The 16,836-nt window shown below is 71.3% G+C and carries 16 protein-coding genes; 13 read left to right on the top strand and 3 right to left on the bottom strand.

Translation table 11 applies throughout. The features are described from left to right. Window positions 1-76 precede the first annotated feature (76 nt). From IE265_RS31015 to IE265_RS30980, 8 genes are all read left to right on the top strand, one after another. Entirely contained in the window at window positions 77-724 is a 648-nt protein-coding gene (locus tag IE265_RS31015; RefSeq protein ID WP_190039056.1) for an HAD family hydrolase, read from the top strand. A 108-nt stretch (window positions 725-832) separates the two neighbouring features. Continuing rightward, complete coding sequence (locus IE265_RS31010; protein ID WP_190039055.1) at window positions 833-2,056, top strand: MFS transporter; 1,224 nt, start codon at window positions 833-835, stop codon at window positions 2,054-2,056. Then, window positions 2,007-3,179: an acetoin utilization protein AcuC gene (locus IE265_RS31005; RefSeq protein ID WP_190039054.1), complete on the top strand. Its 1,173-nt coding sequence runs from the start codon at window positions 2,007-2,009 to the stop codon at window positions 3,177-3,179. The genes IE265_RS31010 and IE265_RS31005 overlap by 50 nt, the downstream gene beginning before the upstream one ends. A gap of 142 nt (window positions 3,180-3,321) precedes the next feature. Further along, a complete protein-coding gene (locus IE265_RS31000) occupies window positions 3,322-4,137 on the top strand; it encodes a phosphatase (RefSeq protein ID WP_190039053.1) in 816 nt (271 codons plus the stop codon). A 129-nt stretch (window positions 4,138-4,266) separates the two neighbouring features. Beyond that, complete coding sequence (locus tag IE265_RS30995; protein ID WP_093781815.1) at window positions 4,267-4,476, top strand: helix-turn-helix domain-containing protein; 210 nt, start codon at window positions 4,267-4,269, stop codon at window positions 4,474-4,476. A 164-nt stretch (window positions 4,477-4,640) separates the two neighbouring features. Continuing rightward, entirely contained in the window at window positions 4,641-4,739 is a 99-nt protein-coding gene (locus tag IE265_RS30990) for a 30S ribosomal protein bS22 (protein WP_003948845.1), read from the top strand. 307 nt (window positions 4,740-5,046) lie between these two features. Continuing rightward, complete coding sequence (locus IE265_RS30985) at window positions 5,047-6,108, top strand: NAD-dependent epimerase/dehydratase family protein (RefSeq protein WP_190039052.1); 1,062 nt, start codon at window positions 5,047-5,049, stop codon at window positions 6,106-6,108. A 14-nt stretch (window positions 6,109-6,122) separates the two neighbouring features. After that, entirely contained in the window at window positions 6,123-7,172 is a 1,050-nt protein-coding gene (locus IE265_RS30980) for a lysophospholipid acyltransferase family protein (RefSeq protein ID WP_190039051.1), read from the top strand. An 89-nt stretch (window positions 7,173-7,261) separates the two neighbouring features. Here IE265_RS30980 and IE265_RS30975 read toward each other — a convergent pair whose 3' ends face one another. From IE265_RS30975 to IE265_RS30965, 3 genes are all read right to left on the bottom strand, one after another. Continuing rightward, the gene (locus IE265_RS30975) at window positions 7,262-8,488 is read right to left on the bottom strand and encodes a DUF5667 domain-containing protein (protein WP_190039050.1); all 1,227 of its coding nucleotides are present in this window, start codon (window positions 8,486-8,488) and stop codon (window positions 7,262-7,264) included. A 313-nt stretch (window positions 8,489-8,801) separates the two neighbouring features. Further along, the gene (locus IE265_RS30970) at window positions 8,802-9,578 is read right to left on the bottom strand and encodes an ECF subfamily RNA polymerase sigma factor, BldN family (protein WP_190039049.1); all 777 of its coding nucleotides are present in this window, start codon (window positions 9,576-9,578) and stop codon (window positions 8,802-8,804) included. 356 nt (window positions 9,579-9,934) lie between these two features. Next, on the bottom strand, window positions 9,935-10,861 hold the full coding sequence (locus IE265_RS30965; protein ID WP_190039048.1) for an HAD family hydrolase: 927 nt from the start codon (window positions 10,859-10,861) through the stop codon (window positions 9,935-9,937). Between the two features lie 163 nt (window positions 10,862-11,024). On the opposite strand from IE265_RS30965, the gene IE265_RS30960 reads away from it, so the two are divergent. From IE265_RS30960 to IE265_RS30940, 5 genes are all read left to right on the top strand, one after another. Next, on the top strand, window positions 11,025-11,324 hold the full coding sequence (locus tag IE265_RS30960) for a glutaredoxin family protein (protein ID WP_190039047.1): 300 nt from the start codon (window positions 11,025-11,027) through the stop codon (window positions 11,322-11,324). Window positions 11,325-11,676: 352 nt separating this feature from the next. After that, window positions 11,677-12,426 carry a redox-sensing transcriptional repressor Rex gene (locus tag IE265_RS30955; RefSeq protein ID WP_190039046.1) on the top strand — a complete coding sequence of 250 codons (750 nt, stop codon included), beginning with the start codon at window positions 11,677-11,679 and terminating at the stop codon, window positions 12,424-12,426. After that, window positions 12,423-14,135: a glutamyl-tRNA reductase gene (locus IE265_RS30950; protein ID WP_190039045.1), complete on the top strand. Its 1,713-nt coding sequence runs from the start codon at window positions 12,423-12,425 to the stop codon at window positions 14,133-14,135. The genes IE265_RS30955 and IE265_RS30950 overlap by 4 nt, the downstream gene beginning before the upstream one ends. Then, window positions 14,132-15,151 (top strand): hydroxymethylbilane synthase, encoded by a 1,020-nt coding sequence (gene hemC / locus IE265_RS30945; RefSeq protein WP_190039044.1) that lies wholly within the window; start codon window positions 14,132-14,134, stop codon window positions 15,149-15,151. Before IE265_RS30950 ends, hemC begins: the two co-directional genes overlap by 4 nt. After that, the gene (locus IE265_RS30940; RefSeq protein WP_190039043.1) at window positions 15,148-16,833 is read left to right on the top strand and encodes a bifunctional uroporphyrinogen-III C-methyltransferase/uroporphyrinogen-III synthase; all 1,686 of its coding nucleotides are present in this window, start codon (window positions 15,148-15,150) and stop codon (window positions 16,831-16,833) included. The genes hemC and IE265_RS30940 overlap by 4 nt, the downstream gene beginning before the upstream one ends. The last annotated feature ends 3 nt before the right edge of the window (window positions 16,834-16,836 follow it).

Genomic DNA, 16,836 nt, shown 5'->3' with positions numbered 1-16,836 from the left:
CGCCGCCGAACAAATTTTATATGGGAAAGCCCCCGCACTTCGGTGCGGGGGCTTTTCTGCGTTTAGGGTCCTAGTCATGCGCTATGACCTGGTGATCTTCGACAACGACGGTGTCCTCGTGGACAGTGAGCCGATTTCCAATACGCTCCTGGCCGCGTATCTCACCGAGCTTGGGCATCCGACCTCGTACGAGGACTCCCTGCGGGACTACATGGGTGCCGCCATGCACCGCGTGCACGACCTGGTGGAGGAGCGGACGGGCGAGCGTCTTCCCGCGGACTTCGACGACGTCTTCCACGCGCGCGTGTTCGCCACTTTCGAGCGGGAGTTGGAACCCGTGCCGGGGGTCGTGGAGGTCCTGGAGAAGCTGGTGGCGGACGGCGTTCCGTACTGCGTGGCGTCGTCCGGGAGCCATGAGCGGATCAGGGTCGGGCATCGCAGGACCGGTCTCGACCGGTGGTTCGACGAGGGGCGGATCTTCAGTTCGCAGGACGTGGGACGGGGGAAGCCGGCGCCGGACCTCTTCCTGTACGCGGCCGGGCGGATGGGAGTGGCGCCGGCCAAGTGCGTTGTCGTGGAGGACAGTCCGCTCGGTGTGCGGGCGGCCGTGTCGGCCGGGATGGACGTGTACGGGTTCACGGCGATGACGCCGGCGGCGAGACTGACCGGCGCCGACCGGCTGTTCGGGGACATGGGCGAGCTGAGCGGCCTGCTGCGGGCGTGACCGCGGGCCCCGCAGCCGACGGAAGCGGGTGTCCGCGCCGAAAGTGAGCAGAACTCATGTTCTGCAGCGTCTACCCACGGGTAGGACGGAGCCCTACGCTGAGCGGCCATGACAGATGTGCTGAGGCGTGGCCGGGCCTCGTTGGCGTTCAGTTTCTTCGCCCAGGGCGTCGCCTTCGCGCTGCTCGTGACGCGAATCCCGGCGATCCAGGACAGGTACGGGATATCCGACGGGCTGCTGCCCGTCTTCCTCGCAGCGGTGCCGATCCTCGCCGGTGTCGGCAGTGTCTGCACCGAGCATGTGGTGAAGCGGGTGCCGCCCAGCCGCGTACTGCGGTGGTCGCAGCCGGTCGTGCTGCTGTCCCTGCTCGCGGTGGGAGGCGGGGACGGGCTGTGGGAGATCGGGTTCGCGCTCGCGGCCTTCGGCCTCGCGGTGGGTGCGCTCGACGCGTCCATGAACATGCTGGGGGTCAGCCTCCAGCACGCCTACGGGCGCAGCATCATGCTCGGGTTCCACGCCGCGTACAGCCTGGGCGGGATTCTTGGGGCCTCGCTCGCGTGGGCGGGGGCGCACTGGGACCTGGCGCTGTTCGTGTCGTATCTGCCGGTGGCCGCGGTGCTGTTGCCCGCGGCCCTGATCGCCAGCCGCTGGTACGTCGACGGGGGCGGGGCGGTCGCCGACGAGGAGCCGGCGGAGGGCCGGACCGGGGGCGGGAGCGCCGGGTTCAAGCTGCTGCTGCCGCTGTGCCTGGTGATGGCGGTGGCGTACATCGGGGACTCGACCGTCGCCAACTGGAGCGCCAAGTACCTCCAGGACGTGCTCGGCAGCTCGGAGCAGCTCGCCACCGTTCCGTACAACGTCTACATGGTCACGACGCTTCTCGGGCGGGCCGCCGGGGACCTCGGGGTGCGGCGCTTCGGGGCCGTGGCGGTCGTGCGGGTCGGCGCGGTGGTCGCGGCCGCGGGCTTCGCGGTCGTGGCGGGGGCGCCGGGGGCCTGGGTCGGGATGCTGGGCTTCACGCTGCTCGGGTTCGGGCTGTGCGTGATCGTGCCGCAGACGTTCGCGGCGGCGGGGCGGCTGTTCCCGGGTGCCGCGGACTCGGCGGTCGCCCGGCTGAACATCTTCAACTATGTGGGGTTCCTGGTCGGTTCGCCCCTGGTGGGCGCTCTGGGCGATGCGTGGAGTTATCGGGGGGCGATGCTCGTGCCGATGGTGCTGATGCTGGTGACGCTCCTGTATGCCCGGTCGTTCGCTCCTGGACCTTCCCGATACGGTGACGGGCATGAGCGGCCGCGCACAGCTGATGTGGGACGAGGCAGTAACGGGGTATGACTTCGGTCCGGACCATCCGATGGACCCGGTCCGGCTGTCGCTGACCCGGAGCCTGGTGGACGCCTTCGGGCTCGACCGGGAGGTGTCGGTCGTCGCGGCCAAGCCGGCCGGCGACTCCACGCTGCGGCTCGTGCACCGGGGGGACTACGTCGAGGCGGTCAGGGCCGCCTCCGCGGAGCCCTCGGCCGCGGACGGCGCGTACGGGCTCGGGACCGCGGACGATCCGGCCTTCGCGGGCATGCACGAGGTGTCCGCACTGATCGCCGGGCAGTCGGTGGGTGCCGCCGAGGCGGTCTGGCGGGGCGAGGCGCTGCACGCGGTGAACTTCGCGGGCGGTCTGCACCACGCGATGCCGGGGAGCGCGTCCGGGTTCTGCATCTACAACGACGCCTCGCTGGCCATCGCCCGGCTGCTGGAGTTGGGTGCCCAGCGGGTGGCCTACGTGGACGTGGACGTGCACCACGGGGACGGGGTGCAGGCGGCGTTCTGGGACGATCCGCGGGTGCTGACCGTGTCGTTGCACGAGCATCCGCGCACGCTGTTCCCGCAGACGGGCTGGCCCGAGGAGACGGGTGCCGGGTCGGCCGAGGGCTCCGCGGTCAATGTGGCGCTGCCGGCGGGGACCGGGGACGCGGGATGGCTGCGGGCCTTCCACTCCGTCGTGCCGGAGCTGATCGCCGACTTCCGGCCCCAGGTGCTGGTCACCCAGCACGGCGCGGACACCCACTTCGAGGACCCGCTCGCGCACCTGGCCGTGTCGCTGGACGCCCAGCGGGCCGTGCAGGTCGCCTGCCACGAGCTGGCGCACGAGCACGCGGAGGGCCGGTGGGTCGCGCTCGGCGGCGGTGGATACGCCGTGGTCGAGGTGGTGCCCCGGTCCTGGACGCATCTCGTCGGGATCGCCGCGGGGCGGGAGGTCGCGCCGGAGACGATGATTCCCGAGAGCTGGCGGCAGGAGGTCTTCGCCCGTACGCGGCAGTCGGCGCCGAGGCGGATGACCGACGGCCGGTGGCCCGTGGAGTGGAAGGACTGGGAGTCGGGCTACGACCCCGCGGACCGGTTGGATCAGGCCGTACTGGCCGCGCGCCGGGCGGTGTTCCCGCTGCGGGGGCTGCTGGCCTAGGGCCGCGGGCGCGCTCCCGGCTCCGCCGTCGTACCGCACGGGCGCCGGGCGGGCGCCGCGGACTGATGGGCCTGTTACGCCAACTGTGGGGCTTTTTCCCTGTTTTGGGGACGGGGTTCCCCATGTGCGCGAGCATCGGGGCGTGTTGAGTACCGGAGCGCTGCGCGCGCATCTGCTGGCGGCGAGGCTGGCCGGGACGGTGGCCACCTCGCGCGAGGAGAGCCTCACGAGCTATCGGCTGTTCGCCGCCCGGGACCCGCGGGTGATGATCGGACTTGATCCCATATGGACATGGGAGCAACCTGATGTGATCGCTTTGATGGCGGACAAGTGCGGCGTCTCATCTGATGTGCGGCATACCTCCGGGCCCGACGTGATCGACCCGGAACGGACGCTCGCGGCCCTCGACGCCTTCGCGGAGCGGCTTGCGGAAGCCGGGCGGAACCGCTCGCCGGTGCTGCTCGGCACCGGGCATCCGCACCGACTGCTCGGTTTCTACGCCGCTCTCGCGGACGCTCTGTCGGCGGCGGGATGTGCCGTCCTCACCCCTGCGCATGGTCACTGTGTCGACATAACGACCCGGTTCGGTCTACGCACGTACAACCTCGACTACGTACGGGGGGTCGCGCTGGTGCGCGAACCCGGGGTCGGGGCCGCCGGGCGTGAGACCGGCGCGCACACCCATTCACCCCTCCCGGTTCGCACCGCCCTGGCGGCCGCCGCGGAGGCCGGCGGGCCCCTCCCGGAGCTCGTGGTGGGAGACCACGGCTGGGTCTGCGGAGCAGGTCAGCTGGGGTTCGAGTCCATCGGTCTGGGTGACACCGACGACCCCGCCCTGTTCGTCGGAGAGGCAGAGGGGCGCGTGTCCGTGGTCGTTCCACTTGATGACGCTGTGCGGTCTGATTACTACCGACCGCTTACTCGCTATGTACTCAATCGAGCGTGTCTGTCACAGTAGGCCGCCGATGGCTGCTCCTCTTCCCCACTCGCATCACCCGCCCCTAATCTGGGGAGTGAGCACGCAACGACGAAGTGTCACCGGAAGGGGAAGCCGGTGACCGTCGAGTGCGGAAGGTTCAGGTGTGTCATGGCTGCTGGCGAGAGGCCTCTGAACGAGGTTCAGTTCCTTACCGTGGCGGAAGTCGCCTCGGTGATGCGAGTGTCGAAGATGACCGTGTACCGCTTGGTGCACAGCGGTCATCTGCCCGCGATCCGGGTGGGGAGGTCCTTCCGCGTCCCGGAGCAAGCGGTTCACGAGTACCTTCGCGAGTCCTACGTGGGGGTGGAGACGGCCTGACGGCGCTCCGGTGGGGCCCCGGGGCGCCATGATCGCGGCCCCGGGATTTCACCCGGAACCCCTCGATTACAACCTCGGCGCTCAGCCGGGTAGGCTGGCCCCTCATAGGTCGTATGGGCCCATGCAGCCCAGCACCGAGTAAAGAGAAGTGAGCGAGGGTAGTCGTGGGCTCTGTTATCAAGAAGCGGCGCAAGCGGATGGCGAAGAAGAAGCACCGCAAGCTGCTCAAGCGCACTCGCGTTCAGCGTCGCAACAAGAAGTAGCGACAATCGGTGGTCGCCTGCCCGAAGGCGGGCGACGCCGTGAGCGTGCGCTCTGTGGCCCCCCACCGGTCAGGTGGGGGGCCACAGTCGTGCCTGCCCGGCCGTCCGGCCGGGCGAACGCCGTGCGTACGTCTGTGCGTACGGCCGTGCGGCGAATGGCCGGGTCCGGTGGTACGTCCGCGGGCACCGTCACTTCGTGCATCGGGCGGTCATCACAGCGCAACACCAACCCGCTAACGTGGCCGGCACGGGGAACCCGGCAGACTACGGGCAGCATGAGTCGACGGCTGGAAGGAAGGCGCTGATCTTGGGCAAGGTCGTGCTCGTGACCGGAGTGGCCCGTCAGCTGGGGGGCCGGTTCGTACGGCGGATCCAGCGCGACCCCGAGGTGGACCGCGTGATCGCCGTGGACGCGGTCGCGCCTGAGCACCACCTGGGCGGAGCCGACTTCGTGCGGGCCGACCTGAGGCAGCCGACCATCGCCCGGGTGCTCGCCGAGTACTCCGTGGACACGGTCGTGCACATGGACGTGACGGGCACCCCCCTGGGCAGTGGCAGCCGGACCTCGGTCAAGGAGACCAACGTCATCGGCACCATGCAGCTCCTGGGCGCCTGCCAGAAGTCGCCGACGGTCAAGCGGCTGGTCGTGAAGTCCAGTACGAATGTGTACGGGTCGGCACCCCGGGACCCGGCGGTCTTCACCGAGACGACCCCGGCCAAATCTCTGCCCAGTGGCGGCTTCGCCAAGGACACCGTCGAGGTCGAGGGGTACGTGCGCGGCTTCGCCCGGCGCAGGCCCGACGTCGCCGTGTGCGTGCTGCGGCTCGCCAACATCCTCGGGCCGAGCGCGGATTCGCCGCTCGCCGCGTACTTCTCGCTGCCCGTGCTGCCCACGGTGCTCGGCTACGACCCGCGGCTGCAGTTCGTGCACGAGGACGACGTCATCGAGGTGCTGCGGATCGGGTCGCTGGAGCCGGAGCGCGGCACGCTCAACAGCGGCACGTTCAACGTCGCGGGCGACGGCGTCCTGCTGCTCTCGCAGTGCGCGCGCAGGCTGGGGCGGCCCACCGTTCCCCTGCTGATGCCGGCGGTGACCTGGGTGGGCTCGGCGCTGCGTACGCTGGGCATGACGGACTTCTCGCCCGAGCAGCTGAGGCTGCTCACCCACGGCCGGGTCGTGGCGACCCACCAGATGCGCGAGACGCTCGGCTACCGGCCCAAGTACACGACCGCGGAGACCTTCGCGGACTTCGCGCGCAGCCGAGGACCCGGACTCCTGCCCCCCGAGACCCTTGCCGGGGTCGTCGACAGGATCGCCGCACTGCCCGCTTCCGGCGGTGGTCACCTCCCGACGCAGAGCGCCAACTGAGGAGCGCATCAACAATGGCGGACGCCAAGGTCATTCCGTTCGACGACGACCGGTCCCGCAGCGGTGCCGTACCGCGGCCGGCCCGGCGTCGCGGTGCGGGGAGCCGGCGCCAGGGCGAGCCCGTGGTGGTTCGTGAGGTCCAGCCCCTGCCAGGACGAACGATTCAGCAGGATGATGTTCCTGTGACGCCCGAGGAACCGGTTGCCGCGGACACGGCGGAGCAGGGCGGCTGGGACCGGCGCATCGCCGGCGGCCTCGCCTTCCTGCGACGGCGGTTGACGGGCGACTACGAGGTCGACGACTTCGGCTACGACCAGGAGCTCACCGAGCAGGTCCTGATGTCCCTGGTGCGGCCCCTGTACGAGAAGTACTTCCGGGTCGAGGTGAAGGGCATCGAGAACATCCCGTCCGAGGGCGGGGCGCTCATCGTCGCCAACCATTCGGGGACGCTGCCGCTGGACGGCCTGATGATGCAGGTCGCCGTCCACGACAACCACCCCGAGGGCCGTCATCTCCGGCTGCTCGCGGCCGATCTGGTCTTCATGCTGCCGGTGGTCAACGAGCTGGCGCGCAAGGCCGGGCACACCCTGGCCTGTGCCGAGGACGCCGAACGGCTGCTGCAACGCGGTGAACTGGTCGGCGTGATGCCCGAGGGCTTCAAGGGCATCGGCAAGCCGTTCAGCGAGCGGTACAAGCTCCAGCGCTTCGGCCGCGGCGGCTTCGTGTCGACGGCCCTGCGTCAGGGCACCCCGATCATCCCGTGCTCGATCGTGGGCGCGGAGGAGATCTATCCGATGATCGGCAACGCGAAGACGCTGGCCCGCCTGCTGGGCTTCCCGTACTTCCCGATCACGCCGACCTTCCCGTGGCTCGGCCCGCTGGGCGCCGTGCCGCTGCCGACGAAGTGGACGATCCAGTTCGGCGAACCGATCCGTACGGACGGCTATCCGCCGGAGGCGGCGGAGGACCCGATGCTGATGTTCAACCTCACCGACCAGGTGCGGGAGCAGATCCAGCACACGCTGTACAAGCTGCTGGTGCAGCGGCGTTCGGTGTTCTTCTGACGGAACCTCGACTTGCGTGGCCGTGCGTGGACATGCGTGTGGGGCGCCCCCTTCCCGAAGGGGGCGCCCCACACGCATGTCGGCCGGGCCTAGTCGGCGTCCTCGCTGTCGATTCCCAGGCCCGGGAGCAGGCCCGGGAGCAGGGGCGGCAGGGTGACGTCCGGCTCGGACGGGGTGCTGTTCCTGCCGGACGGCGTGGCGCCGGTGTCGTCCTCGGGCGGGTCGAGCAGACCGCCCGTGCTGCCGCCGAGCAGCCCCTCGTCCTCGGTCTTGGACGTGGACGGCTTGGGCTTGCCCCCGCCGGACCCCGAGCCGCTCTCCGCGGCGGAGCTCCCGCCGGCGCTGGGCGCCGGACGCTCCGCACCGGACGAGCCGGACGACTCCGCGCTGGGCGCGCGGTGCCGGCCCGTGCCCTCCGGGGCGGGCGGCTGCGGGAGCAGCGACCGCAGCGGGTCGACCTCCTGGTCTATGGCGTCGAAGACCGAGCTGACCCCGCGACTCACGTCGCCGAGTTGCACGGGGAGCCGGTCGCGCAGGGCACCCCAGGCGTCGCGGTGCGAATGGGAGAAGGCGGAGAGGGCCTGGATGGGGCCCAGGGACTCCGGATCCCTCTCGTACGCCTCGTGCAGCAGGCGGTGGCCCTCGGAGGCGTCGTGCTGCATACCGGACAGCGCGCGCCGGACCTCGCCCAGGGACTCGTGGTCGAGGGGGCCGGAGCGGCCCCGCTCCATCAACCGGCGCGCCTCGCTCAGCCGGGTGGAGGCCTGGTCGAGGTAGAGCCGGCCGCGATCGCTGTCGCCGTCGGCCATCCCGAGCTTGAGGTCCTCCATCCCGCGCTTGAGTCCGTAGAGCGAGTCGCCCGGCAGGGCGTCGGAGCTGGCAGCGGCGACACCGCTGAAGGCTCCGGCTGCCACGCCGACGGTGAGCCCGCCCGCGGCGAGCCCCTTCGACAGGCGTGAACGTGGTCGCAGCTTCCCCAGGCCGGTCGCCCGGTGGGCGCCCCGGCGGTGGGACCGCTGCTCGGGAACCGGACGGTTCGCCGCGTCGCCTCCCGCGGCCGTGCCCTCCAGCAGCATGGCCTCCATGGCGGCCACCAGTTGGGCCCGCTGGACGACCTTGACCTCGGGGTCCAGCTCCGGTTTGGGCAGTTCGCCGAGGCCGGTCGCCAGGGACAGCATCCGGCTCTGCTCGGACCGGTCCACGGCGGCCGGAGCGGGTCCTTCGGACTGCTCGGCCGCCGAGCCCCGGTCGGAATGCTCCTCCAGGGCCTGGGCGAAGGCGTTCGTCCGCCGGTGCGCCGATACGTTAGCGATCACTGGCGGCACCTCCTCTCGTCATGACGGGTCGACTCCCCAGGGGGTCCTGAGGGTGCACGCCCCGACCGCGACCACACGATCGAGTGATCGCGCACGGCCAGGTTGTGACCACAGGGAGCCTGTATCCCGCACAACGAGCGGCTCGGCACTTGGGTTACGGACGACGGATGATCGGACCGCCAAGTCAACGGACTTTCACTGACGGTGAGTTGGACGTCGCTGAGCGTACGGGTCGAGCGGGGTCGTACCTGGGCCGTGTCCGGTCGCGTGCCGGGCCGGCGGACCGTGCGCGCGGTCCGTGGGGTACGCGGTCTCAGCGGGCGTCTTCCGGGAGGAGCCGGGCCAGTGTGCGCACCGCCCGGTACTGGAGGGTCTTGATCGCGCCCTCGTTCTTGCCCATCACGCGGGCGGTCTCGGCGACCGAGAGGCCCTGGAGGAAGCGCAGGGTCACGCATTCCTGCTGCTGGGGGTTGAGTCGGCGCACGGCGTCCAGCAGCGCCGCGTTCGAGAGGGACTCCAGGACGGAGTCCTCCGGTGAGCGTTCGACCTCGTTGGCGTCGAGCATCTCGCCGGTGGTCACTTCCAGGCGGAAGCGGCTCGACTTGAAGTGGTCCGCGACGAGGTTGCGGGCGATCGTCACCAGCCAGGCGCCGAAGTCGCGGCCCTGCCAGGTGAACGTGCCGATGCGCCGCAGGGCGCGCAGGAACGTCTCGCTCGTGAGGTCTTCCGCGGTCGCCTTTCCGCCGACGCGGTAGTAGATGTAGCGGTACACGGTGTCGCTGTACTGGTCGTAGAGCCGGCCGAAGGCTTCGGACTCGCCGGCCTGCGCTCGCTCCACCAGGTCCATCATCCGGGCGCTGTCACTGTCTGCGGCCGGGCGGCGTGCGGGGGTGGCCGACGCGTTCGAACGTCCTCGTCTGCCCACCGCCGCGCTGCCGTCCGCCAGTGCGTAGCACGGGCCGACGGGCGCGATGGAGACAGAGAGGGCGGGGACGGCGTACGCGGTGGGGACGAAGCCGCGCAAGTGGTCGAGGACCGTTGCGCGCAGCGTAGCCAGGCCCGAGGCGTCAACCCCGACGTGTGGGTACACGGGACTCCCAGAGGCAGAGCTTCCATCACGTGCAGTGCCGGACCGTTCACTCTTCGTGGCGAAGAACGGGGTCCGTCATGCGTCTGAGGAGAATAACGCTTCGTACAGGGAGTGCTACACCCAGTTGCTCAAATCATCGATTACGTCGCTTCTGTAACCGAACGACACCTCATCAAGTGCCTGGGAGTGACCGCTTCTTGATCGGATCGGTTCGTGTTCCGCCTGAGTCCGGGGCGTGTTGTGGCCGGGTGCCGTGCGCGTGACTGAGGGGCGCGGTGTGAGGGTATGACAGCAGGCCGGGCCGTCGCCCCCGCGACGGATACGGGGGCGACGGCCCGGAGGATGTTCGAGGGGGCTCAGCGGCGGCGGCGGTGCAGGGCGATCGCCGCCGCCGTGCCGCCCGCCACAGCGCCGACGCCCGCCGCGGCCGGGATGCCGACCTTCGCCGCCCTGCGGGCCGTGCGGTAGTCGCGCAGCCGCCAGTCGAGCGTGCGGGCGTGCTTGCGCAGCTTCGCGTCGGGGTTGATCGCGTAGGGGTGCCCGACGAGCGACAGCATCGGGATGTCGTTGTGGGAGTCGCTGTACGCGGCGCAGCGTCCGAGGTCCAGGCCCTCCGCCGAGGCGAGCGCGCGTACCGCCTCCGCCTTCGCGGGGCCGTGCAGGGGCTCGCCGACGAGCCTGCCGGTGTAGACGCCGTCCACCGACTCCGCGACCGTGCCGAGCGCGCCCGTCAGGCCGAGGCGGCGGGCGATCACCGTGGCGATCTCGACCGGGGCGGCCGTGACGAGCCACACCTTCTGGCCCGCGTCGAGGTGTGCCTCGGCCAGGGCGCGGGTGCCGGGCCAGATGCGCTCGGCCATGTACTCGTCGTAGATCTCCTCGCCGATCGACATCAGCTCGGAGACGCGGTGGCCCTTCACGATGGACAGCGCGGAGTCGCGCGCCTCCTGCATGTGCTCGGGGTCCTCGACGCCGGCCAGCCGGAACCACGCCTGCTGCCAGGCGAACCGGTAGAGCTCGCGGGTCTCGAAGAACTTCCGCTTGTAGAGGCCGCGCCCGAAGTGGAACAGGGCCGCACCCTGCATCACGGTGTTGTCGAGGTCGAAGAACGCGGCGGCCCTGTCGTCGCCGACCACGGGGAATTCCTGGTCGGCGCGTTCGGGCGCGAGGTCCTCGAGTTCCTGGGAGGTCTTGCGCGCTGCCTCCGCCGAGGCCTCGCCTGCCAGCACGCTCCGCGCGGTGGCGGAGCGCCTACGGGGGGTGAGCCATCCGAGAGCGGCCATGGCGTGAGCATAGCCAGTCTGTTCGGTGGTTCCGGAGTCGGGAGGTTTGCGGGCTGTGAACTCTCGGCGACCGTGTCGTTAAGGAGGGCGTGCCGGGAACGTGCCGTGCGGCGCGGCGCAGGGGCCGGGACGGCGGGGGACGCGTGCGGCCGGAGGGGCGAGAATGGCCGGTATGAGTCCCATCTTCCGGCGCAGTGGGCGCCGCACGGAGAACAGCGAACCGCGGGAGCGGCTGGTCACCCTGATCGGCAAGCCCGACTGCCATCTGTGCGAGGACGCGCAGGACGTCGTGGAGAGGGTCTGCGGCGATCTCGGCGTGCCGTGGGAGAAGAAGGACATCACGCAGGACGAGGAGCTGCACCGCGCGTACTGGGAGGAGATCCCGGTGGTGCTGGTGGACGGGGCGCAGCACACGTTCTGGCGGGTGGACGAGGAGCGGCTGCGGCGGGCGCTCACCTCGTAGTCGGCCCGCGGGCGCGGGCGCGCTCGGCCCGGGGGAGGCGCGGCGGGTGGAAATCAGGCGCGACCGAGCAGTCCTTGGCTTCCCGAAAGTCACTTAGGATCGAGGGCGATTCGGACTCGGGGGCGGGGATCGTAGAGGAGAGTGTGCGGCTTTGCCCCCAACATGCGAGGAACGAAGGTGCTCGTGCGCCGGTTCCATACGGGTGTGCCGGGGTCGCGTGACCCCGGTCACGTTGGCCGGGCAAATCGGACACCATCTTTGTGCACGCGTTCACAAAGACATAGCCTGCATTCGACGGGGCGGTCTAGGTACGTGTGACCGCCTGAAGCCCCGCGCTACCCGCAGGAGCACCGTGGCAACTGGCCGAACTCACCGAACGGCGACCCGCAGCCGAGGGATTCCCGAGGCCACCGTCGCCAGGCTTCCGCTGTACCTCCGAGCCCTCACCGCCCTGTCGGAGCGCTCGGTGCCCACGGTCTCCTCCGAGGAGCTCGCGGCCGCGGCGGGGGTCAACTCCGCCAAGCTGCGCAAGGACTTCTCCTACCTCGGTTCGTACGGGACGCGCGGTGTCGGCTACGACGTCGAGTACCTCGTCTACCAGATCTCCCGCGAGCTCGGCCTGACGCAGGACTGGCCCGTCGTCATCGTCGGCATCGGCAACCTCGGCGCGGCCCTCGCCAACTACGGCGGGTTCGCCTCGCGCGGGTTCCGCGTCGCCGCGCTGATCGACGCCGACCCCGCGATGGCCGGCAAGCCCGTCGCCGGCATCCCGGTCCAGCACACCGACGAGCTCGAGAAGATCATCGACGACAACGGTGTGTCGATCGGTGTCATCGCGACCCCGGCCGGTGCCGCCCAGCAGGTCTGCGAGCGGCTCGTGGCCGCCGGTGTGACCTCCATCCTGAACTTCGCGCCGACCGTGCTGTCCGTGCCGGACGGCGTCGACGTGCGCAAGGTCGACCTCTCCATCGAGCTTCAGATCCTCGCCTTCCACGAGCAGCGCAAGGCGGGCGAGGAGGCCGAGGCGCAGGCCGTGGCCGAGGCGACGAAGGACTCCGGGAAAGGGCCCGACGGGGATGTCCCCGCCGTGATGCCGGCATGAGTCTGCTCGTTGTCGGGCTGAGCCACCGCAGCGCTCCGGTCAGCGTCCTGGAGCGGGCCGCGCTGTCCGCGGACGCCCAGGTCAAGCTGCTCCAGGACACGGTCGCCGCCGAGCCGTCCGCCGAGGCCGCGGTGCTCGCCACCTGCAACCGGATCGAGCTCTACGCCGACGTGGACAAGTTCCACGCGGGCGTCGCCGAGCTCTCCACGCTGCTCGCGCAGCACAGCGGGGTCGGGCTGGACGAGCTCACCCCCCACCTCTACGTGCACTACGAGGACCGCGCGGTCCACCACTTCTTCTCGGTGGCCTGCGGGCTCGACTCGATGGTCGTGGGCGAGGGGCAGATCCTCGGCCAGATCAAGGACGCCCTCGCCACCGCCCAGGAGCTGCACACGGCCGGGCGGCTGCTGAACGACCTGTTCCAGCAGGCGCTGCGGGTCGGCAAGCGCGCCCACTCGGAGACCGGCATCGACCGGGCCGGGCAGTCCCTGGTGACGTTCGGCCTCGAACAGCTCTCGGCGGGTGCCCCCGTCGAGGCCTGGGCCCGGGGCAAGCGGGCCCTGGTGATCGGCGCGGGCTCGATGTCCTCGCTCGCCGCGGCCACGCTCGCGCGCGCCGGGGTCGCCGAGGTCGTCGTCGCCAACCGGACGTTCGACCGGGCCGAGCGCCTCGCCGAGATCCTCAACGAGCAGGGCGGCACCGACCTGCCCGCGCGCGCGATCCCCATGGACGCGGTCCCCGACGAACTGACACGTGCCGACATCGCGGTCTCCTGCACCGGCGCGACCGGTCTGGTCCTGCCGGCCGGCGCCGTCGCCGCGGCCGTCGAGGGACGCACCGGCGCACCGGCCCTGCGGCGCGCGGCCGTGCGGTCCGGGCTGCCGCCCACCAGCGTCGGCACCGAGGAGGGCTGCCCGCTGGAGCTGTCCGCCGTGCAGGGCGCCAACGGCTTCTCCGTCATGGGGGAGGCCGCGGTGGCCGGCATGGACGCGGCGACCCTGGAGCAGCACGCCGCCTGGGTGGACAACGGCACGGTCGACCGACGTGACAACCGCCACTCGCTGGACGCCGACTCCGACGTGATCACCGCCCTCGCCGCGACCGCGGCCCTGGTCGGACGGGTGCCCGAGCGCCGCAGGCCCGAGTCCGCCGTCGAGGCGCCCCGGCCCGCTCCCGTGCTCTCGCTGCTCGACCTGGCCATGCCCCGTGACATCGACGCGGCCGTGCACCGGCTGCTCGGCGTGCGGCTGGTCGACATCGAGTCGCTGGCGGAGGCGTCCGCGGACGCGCCGATGGCGGCCGACGTGGACCAGGTGCGGCGTATCGTCTCCGACGAGGTCGCCGCCTTCGGCGCCGCTCAGCGGGCCGCGCACATCACGCCGACCGTCGTGGCGCTGCGGACGATGGCCGCCGACGTCGTGGCCGGCGAGATCGCCCGGCTCGACGGCCGGCTGCCCGGCCTCGACGAGAAGCAGCGCGGCGAGATCACCCAGACCGTGCGACGCGTGGTGGACAAACTGCTGCACGCGCCGACCGTACGGGTCAAGCAGTTGGCCGCGGAGCCCGGCGGTGCCGGGTACGCGGACGCGCTGCGGACCCTTTTCGACCTGGACCCCGAGACGGTGGCCGCCGTCTCGCGGGCCGAGGACAGCAAGCACACCGAGAGCGTCATGAACGCAGAGAACGCCGAGAACCGAGGGCGAGCATGAGTGAGCCGCGTGAGCCGAAGGGGCGCGCACCGGCTGCCGCACCCCTTGGGCGAACAGACCAAGAAGGGGTCCTGAGGCTGGGGACCAGGCGCAGCAAGCTCGCCATGGCGCAGTCCGGGCAGGTTGCCGACGCCGTGAGCCGGGTGACCGGACGTCCCGTCGAGCTCGTGGAGATCACGACCTACGGGGACACGTCCCGGGAGCACCTGTCGCAGATCGGCGGCACGGGCGTCTTCGTGACGGCCCTGCGCGACGCGCTGCTGCGGGGCGAGGTGGACTTCGCCGTGCACTCCCTCAAGGACCTGCCGACGGCGCAGCCCGCGGAGCTGGTGCTCGCGGCGGTCCCGGTGCGCGAGGACGCGCGTGACGTACTCGTCGCGCGGGACGGCCTCACGTTCGCCGAGCTTCCGGACGGGGCGCGCATCGGTACCGGCTCGTCGCGTCGCATGGCGCAGCTGAACGCGTACGCGCGCAGCCACCGCACGGAGATACGGACCGTCCCGATCCGGGGGAACATCGACACCCGCATCGGGTACGTGCACTCCGGTGAGCTGGACGCCGTGGTACTCGCCGCCGCCGGTCTGCGCCGCATCGGCCGGATCGCCGAAGCGACCGACTTCCTGCCGGTCGACACCGTTCTGCCCGCCCCCGGCCAGGGGGCACTGGCGATCGAGTGCGCTGCGGACAACGCAGCCCTCGCCGCCGCGCTCGCCGAGCTCGACGACCCGGTCACCCGGGTCGCCGTGACCGCCGAGCGGTCCCTGCTCGCCGCCCTGGAGGCCGGCTGCAGCGCACCTGTGGGTGCGTTCGCCGACCTTCTGGCCGACGGGCAGATTGTCAGCGAAATGCGCCTGCGCGGCGTCGTCGGCACGACCGACGGCTCGACGCTGGTGCAGTTGTCCACCACCGGTCCCGTGCCCGAGACACATGACCAAGCAATGGAGCTCGGCCGTGAACTCGCCGCCGAGATGCTTGCCAAGGGCGCGGCCGGTCTGATGGGGGAGCGAGCACATTGAGCCCCACCACCCTTCCCGCCGGCCTCGAACACGGGCACGTCACCTTCCTCGGTGCCGGACCCGGGGATCCGGGACTGCTGACTCTGCGCGCCGTCGAGGCGCTGGCGAACGCGGATGTCCTGGTCGCCGAACCCGAAGTGCTCGACGTCGTCCGCACGCACGCCAGGGCGGACGTCACCGTGCTCGACACCGATTCGGGTCCGAGCCCGGACACACCTCAACTGACGGTGGTTGACGGCGCGTCAACCACCCCTGGCGTCCCCGCGTCGAAGGACGCGGCCAATATTGTCATGGGGGCCGCGAGGGGTGGCAGGCGGGTCGTCCGTGCGGTCTCGGGCGACCCCGGACTCGACGCGTACGCCGCCGAGGAGATGCTCGCCTGCGTCGCCGCGGGCGTGCCCTTCGAGGTGGTGCCCGGTGTGGCCACCGCGGTCGGTGTGCCCGCGTACGCCGGTGTGCCGCTGCGCGACGCCCAGGGCGCGGACGTGCGGTTCGTGGACGCCCGCACCGCGTCCGGCCGTTGCTGGACCGAGGTCGGCGCGTCCGACGGGACCGTGGTCGTCTCGGCGACCCTGGACTCCGTGGGTGCCGCGGCCGGGGAGCTCGTCGCGGCGGGGCGCAAGCCCGACACGCCGATGACGGTGACCGTCGCCGGCACGACCACGCGGCAGCGGACCTGGTCCGCGACGCTCGGGACGATCGCGCAGACGCTGAAGCAGGCGAAGGTGCTGCCCTCGCCGGACGGCGGACGGCCCGTGATAGTCGTGGTCGGTGAGCGTTCCGCGGCCGCCCAGCGCGACCAGTTGTCGTGGTTCGAGTCCAAGCCGCTGTTCGGCTGGAGGGTGCTCGTCCCGCGTACGAAGGAGCAGGCGGCCTCGCTCTCCGACCAGTTGCGGTCCTACGGCGCCGTGCCCCACGAGGTGCCGACGATCGCCGTCGAGCCGCCGCGCACCCCGCAGCAGATGGAGCGCGCGGTCAAGGGCCTGGTGACGGGCCGTTACGAGTGGATCGCGTTCACCTCGGTCAACGCCGTGAAGGCGGTGCGGGAGAAGTTCGAGGAGTACGGGCTCGACGCGCGTGCCTTCGCGGGCATCAAGGTCGCGGCCGTCGGCGAGCAGACCGCCAACGCGCTGATCGCCTTCGGTGTGAAGCCCGACCTGGTGCCGAGCGGCGAGCAGTCGGCCGCCGGCCTCCTGGAGGACTGGCCGCCGTACGACCCGGTCTTCGACCCGATCGACCGGGTGTTCCTGCCGCGCGCCGACATCGCCACGGAGACGCTCGTCGCCGGGCTCATCGAGCTGGGCTGGGAGGTCGACGACGTCACGGCCTACCGGACCGTGCGCGCCTCGCCGCCGCCGGCCGAGACCCGGGAGGCGATCAAGGGCGGCGGCTTCGACGCGGTCCTGTTCACCTCGTCGTCCACCGTGCGGAACCTGGTCGGCATCGCCGGCAAGCCGCACAACGTGACGGTCATCGCGTGCATCGGTCCGGCGACCGCCAAGACGGCGGAGGAGCACGGGCTGCGGGTCGACGTCATGGCCCCGGAGCCGTCCGTGCACAGGCTGGCGGAGGCGCTCGCGGACTTCGGGCTGCGCCGCAGGGCCGCCGCGCTGGAGGCCGGCGACCCCGTGACCCGGCCCAGCGAGCGGCGCCCGGGCTCCCGGCGGCGCCGCACGACCTAGCGC

Origin of the sequence: Streptomyces fructofermentans (genome assembly GCF_014651055.1) — a bacterium.
GTDB classification, from domain to species: Bacteria; Actinomycetota; Actinomycetes; order Streptomycetales; family Streptomycetaceae; genus Streptomyces; species Streptomyces fructofermentans.
The sequence above is the reverse complement of the archived record's forward strand: the minus strand, read 5'-3'. Positions and strand labels throughout refer to the sequence as shown.